Origin of the sequence: Chitinophaga varians (assembly GCF_012641275.1) — a bacterium.
Lineage (GTDB): Bacteria > Bacteroidota > Bacteroidia > Chitinophagales > Chitinophagaceae > Chitinophaga > Chitinophaga varians_A.
The window spans coordinates 1,582,569-1,597,294 of the sequence record NZ_JABAIA010000001.1 but is presented as its reverse complement, the minus strand read 5'-3'; the positions used below and the strand labels follow the sequence as shown (position 1 = coordinate 1,597,294).

General features: G+C 52.1%; 9 protein-coding genes. 7 read left to right on the top strand and 2 right to left on the bottom strand.

All coding sequences use genetic code 11. From position 1 onward, the window contains the following. The first annotated feature begins 171 nt into the window (after positions 1-171). From HGH92_RS06450 to HGH92_RS06420, 7 genes are all read left to right on the top strand, one after another. Positions 172-2,115, top strand: coding sequence for a heparinase II/III family protein (locus HGH92_RS06450; RefSeq protein WP_168869914.1), 1,944 nt, complete (start codon positions 172-174; stop codon positions 2,113-2,115). 627 nt (positions 2,116-2,742) lie between these two features. Next, positions 2,743-3,585, top strand: coding sequence for a 5-dehydro-4-deoxy-D-glucuronate isomerase (gene kduI, locus HGH92_RS06445; RefSeq protein WP_168869913.1), 843 nt, complete (start codon positions 2,743-2,745; stop codon positions 3,583-3,585). Positions 3,586-3,606: 21 nt separating this feature from the next. Then, a complete protein-coding gene (locus HGH92_RS06440) occupies positions 3,607-5,826 on the top strand; it encodes a DUF4861 family protein (protein ID WP_168869912.1) in 2,220 nt (739 codons plus the stop codon). A 9-nt stretch (positions 5,827-5,835) separates the two neighbouring features. Next, the gene (locus HGH92_RS06435) at positions 5,836-6,597 is read left to right on the top strand and encodes an SDR family oxidoreductase (RefSeq protein WP_168869911.1); all 762 of its coding nucleotides are present in this window, start codon (positions 5,836-5,838) and stop codon (positions 6,595-6,597) included. Between the two features lie 27 nt (positions 6,598-6,624). Then, entirely contained in the window at positions 6,625-7,677 is a 1,053-nt protein-coding gene (locus tag HGH92_RS06430) for a LacI family DNA-binding transcriptional regulator (RefSeq protein WP_168869910.1), read from the top strand. 22 nt (positions 7,678-7,699) lie between these two features. Beyond that, positions 7,700-8,893, top strand: a complete 1,194-nt coding sequence (locus tag HGH92_RS06425) for a glycoside hydrolase family 88 protein (protein WP_168869909.1) — start codon at positions 7,700-7,702, stop codon at positions 8,891-8,893. An 8-nt stretch (positions 8,894-8,901) separates the two neighbouring features. Continuing rightward, positions 8,902-10,158 (top strand): DUF2264 domain-containing protein, encoded by a 1,257-nt coding sequence (locus HGH92_RS06420; RefSeq protein ID WP_168869908.1) that lies wholly within the window; start codon positions 8,902-8,904, stop codon positions 10,156-10,158. Positions 10,159-10,173: 15 nt separating this feature from the next. Here HGH92_RS06420 and HGH92_RS06415 read toward each other — a convergent pair whose 3' ends face one another. Both HGH92_RS06415 and HGH92_RS06410 read right to left on the bottom strand, forming a co-directional pair. Beyond that, positions 10,174-10,686 carry a GNAT family N-acetyltransferase gene (locus tag HGH92_RS06415; RefSeq protein ID WP_168869907.1) on the bottom strand — a complete coding sequence of 171 codons (513 nt, stop codon included), beginning with the start codon at positions 10,684-10,686 and terminating at the stop codon, positions 10,174-10,176. Between the two features lie 9 nt (positions 10,687-10,695). Beyond that, positions 10,696-14,652, bottom strand: coding sequence for a Pls/PosA family non-ribosomal peptide synthetase (locus tag HGH92_RS06410; RefSeq protein ID WP_211092548.1), 3,957 nt, complete (start codon positions 14,650-14,652; stop codon positions 10,696-10,698). Positions 14,653-14,726: the final 74 nt, after the last annotated feature.

The following is a 14,726-nucleotide window of genomic DNA, read 5'->3' as shown; positions in this document are numbered from 1 at the left end:
ATTTCCTGCGGGCCTGTTGAACGTTAAAAAATCACCTGTTTTTACACTGATGTTTTTTAATCATAACCTGATATGTTTTTGATGGCATACCAGCTTGTCCTGTTGTGATCATCCTGTGATCTGATGGAAAACATGCAGCATATTTTATATCTTACCCGAAATAATTGTTGTATGCGCATTTCACTGTTGTTGATCTTAGTATGTTGTAGTTTTCAGCTGTTTGCCCAGCCGGCGCCAAGGGACTACCTGTATACCGCCTGGAAAGCGGCGGATGGCAATTCCGCCTTCAGCAATATGAGCTGGCGGGAGAACCAGCGCAATCACATTCTGGAAGTGATACAACAATTACCGGCAGTGACCCGCGAGCGCATGCTGGCGGATGCTGATAAGGCGATGAGCTTCACCTGGCCTGCCTTACCGGCATCTTTGTACCTGGAATACCGCGACAACGGGAACCGGGTCAATTTCGAAAATGCGCAGTTCGAGCGGCGCAAGGTATTGTCAGTCCTGGTGGCGGGTGAACTAGCCGGCGGCAATGGAAAGTACATCCCACAGATCGCAAATGGCTTGTGGGCTATCCTCGAGGAAAGCACCTGGGTATTGCCGGCACATATCGGGGCCCAGAAAGCCGGCAACGGCCTGGCAGATCCTGCTGAACAGATCATTGACCTCTTTGCCGGGGAAACGGCGGCCACCATCAGCTGGGCGCAGTTCCTGATGGACAGGAAGCTGGATAAGTATTCGCCTATGATCAGCAAACGGATCGACTATGAGCTGAACCGGCGTATTGTTGTCCCGTTCCTGGAGCGGACTGATTTCTGGTGGATGGGCTTTAACGGCAAACCGATGAACAACTGGAATATCTGGATCAATACCAATATTCTGCAGACAGCCCTGCTTGCTGTAAACGAGAGGAATACACGTAATAAAGTGATAGAGAAAGCTATTCGGAGCGCTGATTTTTTCCTGAACGGATATCCCGAAGATGGTGGCTGTGATGAGGGCCCCAGCTATTGGGGACATGCCGGCGGCAAACTGATAGAGTTTGTGAACTGGATGCGTTGGGCTTCCGCCGGCAAGGCAGACCTCAGTAAAAATGAACTCATACATCGTATCGGCGCCTATATCTACAAGATGCATATCGACAGCAGCCGGTTTGTGAACTTCGCTGACGCCTCCGCCAGCACCATCCCGCCGCCACATACCGTATTCCTGTATGGCGAAATTTTCAAAGACCAGCAGATGAAGGAGTTTGCCGCCTATCTGTACCGGCTGGCCAATCCGGATACCAACTACATCAAAACCAATTCCCTGCTGACATTTATATATGACCTGGAAGGACGTAAGTCTTTTCTTAGCACCACGCCGGCAGGGCCTTTTACTTCCGTAAACTGGTTGCCCGACTTGCAGGTGCTGTCTCTTCGCTCCGTGCAGGGCGGTTCACGGGGACTGTTTTTCGCTGCTAAAGGCGGCCATAACGCCGAAAGCCATAACCATAACGATATCGGCAATTTTGTGCTGTATATGGACGGCCAGCCTGCCATCATAGACGTTGGCGTGGGCACTTATACCAAACAGACTTTCAGCAAAGACCGGTACCAGTTGTGGTATATGCAATCACAATGGCATAACTGTCCAACGGTGAATGGTGTGCAACAACAGGATGGACGCAGGTTCCAGGCGAAGGACGTATCTTTCTCAGATAAAGGCAGCACGAAGATATTGGATATGGACATTGCCGCAGCCTATCCCGAATCGGCCATGGTAAAGAGTTTGAAGCGTACTTTCACTTTTACGCCGGCAGATTCCCGGTTGAAGCTGACCGAGGCCTATGAGCTGCAATCCTGGAAAGCGCCCTACCAGCTCCATTTTATAACCTGCCTGCCTCCGGATACCAAAACACCGGGAAAGGTATTGTTGACAGAAGACTTTGCCACCATGGAAATCACGTATGATGTTTCCCGTTTTGAGGCCGTGTCGGAGCGACAGACCGTTGATGATGGCCGGTTGTCGCCGGTGTGGGGAAATGCTGTGTACCGTATCACGCTCAAAGCCAAAGGGCAGGCGTTAAAGGATAAATACAATGTTGATTTTGCTATCAAACGCCGGCACTAGCCCTGGCAAATAATATTATGACTTTTTTAATGTAAAAATGCTGCGTATGTCCTGAAAATACGGCAGAACAAAGGAATAGGATAGTATAATTGTCATTTATACAATTAAATTTTTGCTATCTTTCCATAAAAGCTTTGTATTTTGCAAACGTTTGCATTACTTTAGATGAAGTCTTAGAGAAAAAATGGTCCTGGTTGGACTTCGCGGGAGGACCACTCCTGAAAAATATGTTTGAACAAAAGAGTGGCGGGCGGTATCAACAACCCGAACGTACAGGATTCTGTGGTACAAGCAGCATCAGGGGTTCTTCAGTATTTCATCTAGGTCAATGGTAGCGAAGCGGGGCTGTTGAATAACGGTACAGAGATGTGAAAGGAATTGAATGGAAGAGAAGTTTAACAAAGTAGTGAAGCCAGAAGCGGAGCAGTGCCCCCGGAAACAAATACGGTGAAGCATCTGCTTAAAAACAGTGAACAAAGCATTCAGCAAGGCAGTCCACGTTAGTGCATGCCGTCATCCTACATGACGCGCTACAGCCGGACCGTGTATGTCTTCCTGAAACAACCGGCGGGTATCCACCTATAAGAAACATCAAACTATCTGTAAATAAAAAAGATAACCAACGATATGAGCACACAGTATGAATCAAGGTATGCCAGCAGCCCTTCAGAGGTGAAAAGCATGGATACCGAAGCGCTGAGAAAGGCATTTCTGATAGAAAAAGTTTTTGAGGCAGACCAGATTTCATGGGTACACACGCATTACGACCGCTATCTGACAGCCGGCGCCATGCCGGTGAAAGGCGGTCTTGAACTGCAAACGATTGATCTGCTGAAAGCCGCGTATTTCCTGGAGCGCAGAGAGCTGGGAATGATTAATGTTGGCGGTGCGGGCATGGTGGAAGTGGACGGTGAACAATTTGAGATCGGCTTCAAAGAAGCATTGTATGTGGGAAAAGGCAAACAAAAGGTGGTCTTCCACAGTAAAGACGCTGCACAGCCGGCAAAATTCTATCTCAACTCCACCCCCGCGCATCACAGCTATCCTACCCGTAAGGTATCCAGAAATGAAGCGGAAGTAGTGACGCTGGGCGCACTGGAAACATCTAACCATCGTACCATCAACAAGCTGCTGGTAAATTCCGTACTGGAAACCTGCCAGCTGCAAATGGGCATGACCGAGCTGAAACCCGGCAGCGTATGGAACACGATGCCAGCGCATACCCATGACAGGCGAATGGAGGTATATTTCTATTTTGAAGTACCGGAAGGCCAGTCCGTTTGCCACTTTATGGGGCAGCCACAGGAGACGCGCCATATCTGGATGCAGAACGAACAGGCCGTGATTTCTCCGCCCTGGTCCGTGCATTCCGGCGCCGGCACCAGCAACTACACCTTTATCTGGGGTATGGCCGGAGAGAACCTGGATTATGGCGATATGGACCATTGCAAGATCACTGAATTACGCTAAAACCCGATCATCATATTTATCATGAAAATGAAAAACATCATTGCAGGAAGCCTGCTGGGCCTGTCGGCCCTGCACTTCGGGCCGGATGCGGGGGCTGTTCCGCAGCAAACGGCTATTGTGGCGCCTTCGCTCAATGCATTGTCGGCGCAGTTTATCCGTGCTTACATGGAGAGAGTGGCCAACTGGCAATGGCAGTCCATCGAACGGAAAGGTTGGGCCAACCCACAAACCAACTGGACCAACGGCGCCATGTACGCCGGCATGATGGCCCTCAGCCAGGTGACTGACAATCCGTTTTTTATACAGCGGTTGATACAGGTAGGTAAAGACAATAACTGGAATACAGGGCCTGACCGTTTTTTCGCGGATGAATACTGTATCGGTCAACTCTACGCCCAGCTGTACCCTTATTATAGAGACCCTGTGATGATTGATAAATTCCGGAAGCTGGCAGACAGTATTGTAGCTGCGCCTCATACCGAGCCGCTGGACTGGAAGAACGGTATCCATCACCGGGAGTGGGCCTGGTGCGACGCCCTGTTTATGGGCCCGCCGGCATTAGGTTATCTCTCTGCGGCCACCGGTGACCCGCGTTACCTGGAGACCGCTGATAAGCTGTGGTGGAAAACCACTGACTTCCTGTTCGACAAAAACGACAGCCTGTACTATCGTGACGCCCGCTACTTTGACCAGAAAGAGAAAAACGGTGCCAAAGTGTTCTGGAGCCGTGGCAACGGCTGGGTGATGGGCGGCCTGGCCCGCCTGCTGGACAATATGCCCGCAAACTACGCCAACAGGGCACGTTTCGTGGACCTGTTCAAAAAAATGGCTTACCGTATTGCAGCACTGCAAACAGCCGATGGCACCTGGCATGCCAGCCTGCTGGACCCCGACAGCTATCCTTCCAAAGAAACCAGTGGTACCGGCTTCTACGTGTATGCGCTCATGTGGGGCGTCAACAATGGTATTTTACCGGAGAAGGACTTCCTGCCCGTTATCCACAAAGGATGGCAGGCACTGACAGACTGCGTGCAGCCGGACGGTAAACTGGGCTTTGTACAGGTAGTGGCGGCTGCTCCAGGCAAAGCCACTGCCGATGATTCGGAAGTATATGGCGTAGGTGCTTTCCTGTTAGCCGGCGCTGAACTGATCAAATATAATCTTCAGCAGAACAGTCCGGGTGATATCACCATTACCAACCCTACGGGCCTGAACCGCGAAGGTGAGATCGTAGAGATTCCTTACGATCAGTTTACAGCGAAACTTAATAAGGACACACGCAAGTCTTTCAAAGTGATGGACCTGTTGTCCGACCAGGAAGTTCCTTACCAGTTGATATACGATGGCGGTAAAACGCCGAAAGCCGTATTACTGCAGGTGAGCGTAACGCCCGCCGGCAGCCGTCAGCTGGCCGTGAAGGCAGGCACGCCCGCAGCGGTAACACCAAAAGCCTATGGCCGTTTTGTACCGGAAAGGAAAGATGACTATGCCTGGGAAAATGACCGGATGGCCTACCGCATGTATGGCCCTGCACTGGAAAAAACGCCCAAGGAAATGGCTTACGGTATTGATGTATGGGCCAAGCGTACCACTGATATGGTGATCGACACCTGGTACAAGCTGGACAACTACCACCACGATAACGGCCAGGGGCTTGATTATTACAGTGTAGGACTTACGCTGGGCGCCGGTGATATCGCGCCTTATGGCAAGGATACTATCTATTTCCCGAAGAATTACCGTCAATGGAAGCGGCTGGACAACGGTCCGCTCCGCACCGTTTTTGCACTCACCTACGATACGTGGCAGGCCGGTAATATACCCGTTTCCGTTACCAAAACCATCTCCCTGGACGCCGGTTCCCAGTTGAACAAAATGCAGGTGCAATACAGCTTCAAAGGCGATCAGCTGCCGGTGGTGACAGGCATCGTAAAACGGAAAGACCCCGGCGCCGTACTGCTGGACGAGAAGAATGGTGTGATGGGTTATTGGGAGCCACAACATGGTGAAGACGGCACCCTTGGAATAGGTTGTGTTTTCCCTGCTTCTGTGCCTGGCATGAAAACAGATAACGTACATTTACTGAGCCCGGGTATAGCCCACAGCCAGCAGCCGTACGTGTATTATTTCGGCGCCGCCTGGAACAAAGGCGGACGGATTACGAATGCAGAAGAATGGTTTAAATATCTGGAAGCATTTTCACAACGCGTTAGAGAACCACTTAAAGTAACGATTCAATAAAGTTGACATATGGACCTGTTTCAATTGAAAGGAAAAACCGCGCTCGTTACCGGTTGTAAGCGAGGTATCGGAAAAGCGATGGCGGTGGCGCTGGCCTCCGCCGGCGCAGACATCATCGGCGTATCAGCCTCCCTGGAATTGCATGGCAGCGAAGTGGAGAAAGAGGTGACAGCGCTGGGCCGCAGTTTTAAAGCCTACCAGAGCGACTTCTCCAACCGCGAGTCATTGTATGCCTTTATCCACCGGTTACAGCAGGATGTAAAGACTATTGACATCCTTGTCAACAATGCCGGCACTATTCTCCGGAAACCGGCAGCAGAGCATCCGGACGAGTACTGGGACGAGGTGATCAACATCAACCTGAATGCCCAGTTTATCCTTACCCGTGAAATCGGTAAGGGGATGATTGAAAGAGGCGCCGGAAAGATTATCTTTACAGCCTCATTGCTCACCTTCCAGGGTGGGATCAATGTGCCGGGATATGCCGCCAGCAAAGGGGCGGTAGGCTCACTGGTGAAAGCGTTCGCCAACGAATGGGCCGGCAGGGGCGTGAACGTCAATGCGATCGCTCCGGGCTATATCGCCACCGACAACACGGCAGCCCTGAGGGCGGATGAAAAACGCAGTACCTCCATACTGGACCGGATACCGGCAGGACGCTGGGGCGAACCGGAAGACTTTGCGGGGCCCGTTATTTTCCTCGCTTCCAAAGCTGCTGATTATGTACATGGTACCATACTTACAGTAGACGGTGGCTGGATGGGCAGATAACTAATATTTACCGTTAATGGCTAATACATGAGCAAACGTACAGAAAAAACAATCGTTGATATCGCAGAAGAACTGAAGTTATCGGTATCTACTGTATCCCGCGCACTGAACGACAATCCTAACATCAGCGCACGTACGAAAGACAGGGTTAAAAAGATGGCCCGCAAACTGGGCTACCGCCCTAATGCGCTGGCTGCCGGTTTACGCAACAACAAAAGCAAAACCATCGGCCTGATCATTCCGCGTATCTCCATGTTTTTTCCCGCTGCCATCAGTACCATTATCCAGAATAAATTACAGGAACACGGCTACAACCTGATCATTTGCCAGTCCAACGACTCCTATGACCAGGAAGTAGCCCTGGTCAATACACTGTATTCCGCCCGGGTAGACGGCCTGGTAGTCAGCACTACGCTGTATACTACGGACTTTTCCCATTTTGATGTGTTTAAAGACAATAATATCCCGCTGGTATTTTTTGACCGCGTGCCCAAAGATTACAATGTAAAAGTGATCAAGGGAGATGATTACCTGGGAGGGTTTACCGCTACCAGTCACCTGATTGAAAGAGGATGTAAAGACATTGTGCATATCTCCGGGCCGCTAACCTGTAACCTTTACCTGGAGCGGGTAGCAGGATACAAAAGCGCTTTGCAGCAACATAAACTGCCTTTCCGTAAAACCAGGGTTTTTTACCAGGAGCTTACGCGCGACAACGCATGGCAGGCCTGCGAAAAAATTTTCGCGCAGAAGCCTTATCCCGATGGCATTTTCGCGTCTAATGATACTACTGCCATTACGATCATGGAGTACTGCCGCAAAATCAACCTACGGGTGCCGGAAGACCTGAAGATAGTAGGTTATTCCAATGACCCCAGGACCGAAATCGTTACGCCGCCTATCACCAGCGTAGACCAATACGCGGCCATGATGGGCGAGCGGGTGGTAGCAGCGCTGATGGAACTGGTCACCAGCCGTCAGACCGGTGCCCCGCGCTATTCCCAGGAGATCATTCCTATTCAGCTGATAGCCAGAGAATCCAGTGCCGCCAATACAAAGGCCGCCTCGAAAAAGAAATAAGTCAACCTATAACTAACTTATTATGAAAAAGAACCTGTTCTTTACCCTGCTGCTGTTGCCTGCAATGTTTATGCAATCGTATGCACAGTCTGGTAAAGCCAACCAGGCATTGCTTCGCAAAGCCGATGAAACACTGCAGTTTGCCGCCAGACAATATAAACTGATGATGAACCATGTGCCGGACACCGTGCTGCCCCGCAGCACCAATAAAGACGGCAGCCTGATGACTTCCAACGCCGGTTGGTGGACATCCGGATTTTATCCCGGCACTACCTGGTCCCTGTACGAATACACGAAAGACCCGGCTTTTAAAACAGAAGCCCTCAAACGGATGGCGCTCTGTCAGAAAAACGAATTCAACACCCGCACGCACGATCTCGGATTTATGATGTATTGCCCTTTCGGCAACGCCCTGCGCATTACCGGCGATACAGCGTATAAACGTATTTTGCTTAACAGCGCCCGGTCTTTGTCCACCCGCTTTAACCCTACGGTAGGCTGCATCAAATCATGGGACCACGGCACCTGGAAATTCCCGGTGATCATCGACAATATGATGAACCTGGAACTGCTGACATGGGCCACCCGCGAATCCGGCGATCCTCAGTTTGACAAGATAGCCCGCACGCATGCCAACACCACGATGAAAAATCATTTCCGTCCGGACTACAGTTCCTATCACGTTATTGACTATGATCCTGCCACCGGCGCCGTATTGCAAAAGAAAACACATCAGGGGCTGGCAGACAGCTCTGCCTGGTCACGCGGTCAGGCCTGGGGGCTGTATGGCTATACCATGATGTACCGTGAAACCAAAGACAAAGCATATCTGGACCAGGCCCGTCATATTGCTGAATATATCCTGAACCATCCGCATATGCCGGCCGACCTGATTCCTTACTGGGATTATGACGCACCGGACATTCCAAATGCACCGCGTGATGTTTCCGCCGGCGCCGTAGCCGCTTCCGCCTTACTGGAACTGAGCCGCTACACCAACAAAACAGAAGGCAAACGTTACTGGAACGCCGCAGAGAAAATGCTCACCAGTCTTTGCAGCCCGGCGTACCTGGCCAAAGAAGGAGAGAACAACGATTTTATTTTGATGCATAGCGTAGGTTCCCTGCCTCACCAGTCTGAGGTGGACGTACCGCTTACCTACGCCGACTATTATTTTGTGGAAGCTTTACTGCGTTACAAACAGTGGGCTAAATAACTGACACCTTGGACAGACGTTTTTTTCTCAAGGCTGTGCCGATGGCCGGTATAGCCGGTTCGCTGAAGACAGATAAAAGCATGCTGGCAGATCTGGCGGCACCACCGCCCGTGAATGACCGTGCCTATAATCTGGACCTGTTACTACGTATAAGCCGTCCCGTTATAGAGCATCTCAGTAAAGGGAAACTGGTGGCCAATATGCCTACCGAAGTAGCGCCGCATTACAGCAAACCGGTACGTAAAGTGACTTACCTGGAAGCCTTCGGCAGAACGCTGGCCGGCCTGGCGCCATGGCTGGAACTGGGATGGGACAATACCATGGAAGGCAGCAAACGGATTGAAATGCTGGAGCTTACCCACAAAGCGATGGCGCAGGCAGTAGATCCTTCCTCTCCGGACTTTATGAATTTTACCGGGCAGTTTGATGCGCAGCCGCTGGTAGACGGCGCCTTTCTGGCACATGGCCTGATACGCGCGCCGGAACAGGTCTGGCAGCCATTGTCCGACCGTACGAAACAACAAACGGTGGACGCCCTGAAAAGCCTGCGCAGCATCAAAGCCTTTAGTACCAATAACTGGGTGCTGTTTGCCGCGATGATTGAAATTGCGTTGCTGCGGTTCGGCGGCGGGTGGGACCGCAAGCCGGTGGACTTTGCCATTGAGAAAATCATGGAGTGGTACAAAGGAGACAGTATCTACGGCGATGGCCCTCATTTCCACTACGACTATTACAATTCTTTTGTGATACAGCCGATGCTGGTAGATGTACTTAAAGTACTGACGGAGAAAGGCGAAGGCGGTAAAGAACAATATGAGCTGGCCCTGAAGCGGATGCAACGCTACGGGGCTATCCTCGAAAGGCAGATTTCACCGGAAGGGACCTTCCCGGTAGTAGGCCGCTCGATGCCCTACCGCAACGGTGCTTTCCAGGCGCTGGCACAACTGGCCCTTGAAAGGAAACTGCCGGCGGAACTGCAGCCGGCACAGGTACGTTGCGCACTAACGGCGGTGAATAAACGAATTTTTGAAGCGCCGGATACTTTTGATAAAAACGGCTGGCTACAGATTGGTTTCTGTGGTCATCAGCCGGAGATAGCCGATGTATATACTTCTACCGGCAGCCTTTATCTATGCACCACCGGTTTCCTGGATTTGGGATTGCCGGCGCATGACCCTTACTGGAGCGCTCCTGCTGCGGAGTGGACGGCACAGAAAGTATGGAAGGGAAAGCCTGTTCAGAAAGACCATGCTATTGATGTGTAGGGGCTTTAAAAATCCCTAAAATAATTTGATCGCTTCTTTTCCATCCGGCGTAAGCCATTTTTCATACACCAGCCTCACGGGTTCATACTGCTGAGATGCCAGGAACTGCTGCATCCGCAGGTTATTGCTGAGTGTATAACGCACTATTCTCCGGACGCCTTTTTGGATGTAGATGGCTTCCAGCGCGTCGTTGAGCTGCCGGTAGATACCCATGCGGCGGAAGGCGGGCGCCACATAACCATCAGAGACATAGAGGGTGTTGCCGGTATAATCTTCGATGCGGCTTTCGTCCGGTTCTTCTACATAAGCGAAAATAAAGCCTGCCGGTTCGCCGTCTTTCGCAGCGAGCAGGCAGGTACCGTCATTTTCTTCCTGTGTGGAAATGACGTGTTGCATATAGTCCGCCTGAATATCTTCCCAGGCGGCTGTTTTCGGGAAAAATTCCAGTTCAGATAAATGGAGCTCCTTCAGCATTGCTGAAAGGAGCTCGTAATGATCTTTTATGCGTATGGGCGTAATCGTTATCATAGCGTCGGATTATTCCGGTCTGATAGGGCTGCCGGTCCAGTCAGTGTGAGGCTGCAGTTTTTCTCCTTTCATGACGAGCGACAGTGGTGCGATATTTACATCATCACCGATTTCGCTATCATAGAGGATAATGGTACGTGCCCCGATGCTGGCGCGGTCGCCGATTTTGATGGGGCCGATTTTCATGACACGGTCTTCAAACAGGTGGGTCTGTGGCCCGCTGTCTTCATTGAGGGCAGCGTCGGTGCCTATTTCCACCATATCAAACTCCGTGATGTCGGTGGTGTTGAGCCATACGCGGTAGCCTGTTTTTACGCCCAGCAGGCGCAGTAAAACCGGCAGCCATGGCGTGCCCCGGAGGAAGTCGAGCAGGAATGGCACAGACAGCGCTTCATAGGTGGAAGTGGTGCCTTCGCTGCGCCACACTTTAGACGTCCACATAGGATTCTGTATAGCGTGGTATTTACCTGTCAGTATCCATTTCATCATGACGGTGAAAAGGAATGCCGGCATACCGAGGAAAAATAGATAGTAGAAAGGCAGTTTAAGTAATATCTGCCACCAGGCTTGTTCAGTTACCAGGTCATGCCCGTAGGCGATGAAGAGGATACTGCAACAGATGACCATTGTTTCCGGTATAAGGATACGGATAAATTCTGCCAGGCCTCTGGCCATTCTCCGTTGGGGAGATGGGTTGGTGGTCAGTTCCGGTGGAAAGAAACGGCTTTCCTGGCGGCGTGGCAGTGCGATGGCGGGAGAGCCGAACCAGTCGCGCGCGGTGCTGTTGGCCAGCTGTTCTTTTGTGGGCGGTGTGGACAATACACCTATCAGCATGTTGGGCGGCAATACATATCCCTGCGGGATCAGTGCGCTGTTGCCGACGAAGCTGGTATCGTGTATGATTGTTTTTTCGAGGATCAGTTGTTGCCCGCGTACATCGGATTCGCCGAGGGTAACGGCATCAGCGATAAAGGCGCCATTGCCGATTTCGAGCAGCGGGTGGGTAACGCTGCTGGCGGTAGACACTTCCGTGTTTTTACCGATACGGGCGCCCAGCGCGCGGAACAGGCTGGAGATATATACTGTTGCAAAGATAGGATGGATAACGATCAGCGTGAGCGACATCAGCTGGTCGGCAAACCATTTGCGTACATAAAACAGGCTGTAGATAGGGTAGGTGCCGGGTTTGATGCCCCATTGCAACAGGCGGCTCAGGACAACGGTCTGCGCAGTGAACAGGATAATATAACTCAATGCCAGTGATGGTGTGATGACCATATAGTTGAAATTATAATCCGGCGCGGCGTTGTCGAGCTGGTTGAGCGTGATGATGGTGGGCAGCAGTGGCAGCAGGACGGTGAAAGGGAATACCAGCAGGAACAGTGAAAAGATAAGGCTGTATTTCCTGCGGGTAGCTGCTGATACCGGCAGTGGCTGCGGCATTTCGCTCATTTCTTTTTTCACTTTCAGTTGCGCTGGGCTGCCATACCATACTTCACAGGTACCGATGCGGCTGTTGGCGGGCAGGTAGCTGAGGTCCTGCAGTTCGCTCCATGGTTCCATGACGGTGTCGCCGGCGATGACAGCGCTGCTGCCGATATAGGCGTGGTCATCGAGATGTACGGAACGTAGTTTGAGCCAACCGTCTTCTACCCAGGCATTATTGATAACCGCCTGGGAGCTGATGCTGACATCGCTGCCGATGGTCACCAGGTCTTCCGCGCCGATGGTGACAGCTGCCAGCTGTGCATCAGAGGCGATCTTCACGCCCAGCATCCGCAGGTAAGCAGGATACAGCGGCGTGCCGTTAAGGAACTGGGAAGGCATGAGGCGTTGCATGGTTTTCACCAGCCACCAGCGGAAATAGTATTGTCCCCACAGTGGGTAGTCGCCTGCTTTCATTTTGCCGATGACCAGCCATTTGATGATGATGATCAGTGCGGAGAAAACGGGCGGCAGCAGGCAGAACATGCACAGTGCCGTAATAATGGCGTATCCCAGGTGACTGGTTTCCTGTTCAATGTAGTAGTATCCCAGGTAAGGCAGGAATATCTGCATGGCAAACAGGCCGAAGATCACCAGCAGGGAAACGCTCTGTGCTGCCCAGCAGGCGAGGTGGCGCCACCAGGGCACTTCATTAAAGCTGCGTTCCTTTTTCTTACTGTTTTGCGGCTGTACGTTCCAGGTATCTACGAGCGCCTGGAGCGGCCGATGTATATAAATATCTTTCAGCGACGCCTGCGGCACATTGGCTTCGCGGCGTAAGCGGGACACGAAAGCGGCGGCCAGCAGGGAGTGTCCGCCAAGGTCGGTGAAAAAGTCCTGTTGCAGGTTAATGTTCCTGTCGGGGAACACTTTGGTGAGAATGGCCAGCACCCTGTCTTGCAGCGGTGCGCTGGTATCTATCGCTTCGTGGGTGACGGGCTGTGCGAAAGCCGGTGGCAGTGGCAGCGCCTTACGGTTGATTTTTCCGCTGGGGAGGCGTGGCATGTCGTCCAGTTCGAGGATAGTGCCAGGCACCATGTAAGGAGGTAGTACTTTTGCCAGTTCCGCGCGGAAGAAGCTTTCATCGAAAGCCTGCGTGTTTTCCATCACCACATATCCTACCAGCTGGTCTTGTTCATTATTGTCTTTTTTCACTGCTACGGCAGCAGATATCACGCCGATGATAGCATTGAGGCGGTTTTCTATTTCGCCGAGCTCGATACGGTAGCCGCGCAGTTTTATCTGATCGTCGAGGCGGCCCTGGAAGTCGATATTGCCATCGGGGAGGATGATGGCCGCGTCGCCGGTACGGTAAACCATATCGCCGGGGACCATGTCCATGGACGCCGGCTTGGGTACGAATTTTTCGCGGGTGAGCTCGGGGCGGTCGACGTAGCCGTTGCCTACGCCGGGGCCGGTGATCACCAGTTCCCCTCTTTCTCCGAGGGGGAGAATATTGAGTTTATCGTCTACCACCGCCATATTGTAATTGGGCAGGGGATGACCGATGGTAATGGCATCGCCGGGTTTGAGGGCTGCGAAGGTGGCGCTGACCGTTGTTTCCGTAGGGCCGTAGCTGTTGTAGAAGGTCCTGGGAGGGGCGCCCCACCGGGCCAGTACTTGTGGCGTGCAGGCTTCGCCGCCTGCATTGATCAGGCGGAGAGTGGGTATATCGTCTTCCATGACGGCCAGCAGGCTGGGTACGGCATGGAGGATGGTAATTTTTTCATCGCGCAGCACACTGCCGAGTTCATCGATGGCTTTGGCAGTGGTGGCATCGGCTACCCAGAGGGTGGCGCCGGCGAAGTAGCTGACCCATGTTTCTTCGCACCACATATCAAAAGATACAGAGAAGCCCTGGTATACCTTGTCGTGCGAGGTAATTTTCAGGACGGTCTGTTCCGCTCTTACCAGGTGGCATATCTGGCGGTGCGAGATGGGGATGCCTTTGGGTTTGCCGGTGCTGCCGGAGGTATATAATACGTAGGCGATATTGTCGGGCGAGGGGCCGGCCGTGAGCGTAAAGGTTTCCGTTATGTCCGGTACCGGCGGAACGGAGAGGATGGCCGCGTCCAGGTGCAGCGATTCTTCACTGAAGCAGGCGGCGGCCTTTACTTCGGTGAGCACGCCTTCCACTCTTTCGGCGGGCATTTCGCGGTCCAGCGGCACATAGGCCGCGCCGGCCTTTACGATGCCCAGGATGGCCGCATGCAGTTCCAGTCCGCGGGGCCACCATACGCCTACCACGCTGCCGGGGCCTATGCCGCGTGCCTGCAACATGGCAGCCACTGCATCGCTCCAGTGGTCCATTTCAGCGTAGGTGAGGGACTGATGTTGAAAGATCAGAGCAGTATGATGAGCATGCTCTTTAACAGATTGTCTGAAGATATCCGCCAGTGTTTCCTGATGCAACAATTCCTGAAGCTGGGGTCCTTGTACTATACTATAGCCGTTCATAATTTTGCTTCCCGTAGTATTCATTGGTCTTGGTATTAACAAAGTTACAGGGTACAGTGATAGGTATGCCTTATAATTAGCTTAAAAATAAGTTATTA

Excerpts from the sequence above, each read along its gene's own strand:
- HGH92_RS06435 (WP_168869911.1), top strand. The coding sequence starts at position 5,836 with ATGGACCTGTTTCAATTGAAAGGAAAAACCGCGCTCGTTACCGGTTGT.
- HGH92_RS06425 (WP_168869909.1), top strand. The coding sequence starts at position 7,700 with ATGAAAAAGAACCTGTTCTTTACCCTGCTGCTGTTGCCTGCAATGTTT.
- HGH92_RS06450 (WP_168869914.1), top strand. The coding sequence starts at position 172 with ATGCGCATTTCACTGTTGTTGATCTTAGTATGTTGTAGTTTTCAGCTG.
- HGH92_RS06440 (WP_168869912.1), top strand. The coding sequence starts at position 3,607 with ATGAAAATGAAAAACATCATTGCAGGAAGCCTGCTGGGCCTGTCGGCC.
- HGH92_RS06430 (WP_168869910.1), top strand. The coding sequence starts at position 6,625 with ATGAGCAAACGTACAGAAAAAACAATCGTTGATATCGCAGAAGAACTG.
- HGH92_RS06410 (WP_211092548.1), bottom strand. The coding sequence starts at position 14,652 with ATGAATACTACGGGAAGCAAAATTATGAACGGCTATAGTATAGTACAA.
- HGH92_RS06415 (WP_168869907.1), bottom strand. The coding sequence starts at position 10,686 with ATGATAACGATTACGCCCATACGCATAAAAGATCATTACGAGCTCCTT.
- kduI (WP_168869913.1), top strand. The coding sequence starts at position 2,743 with ATGAGCACACAGTATGAATCAAGGTATGCCAGCAGCCCTTCAGAGGTG.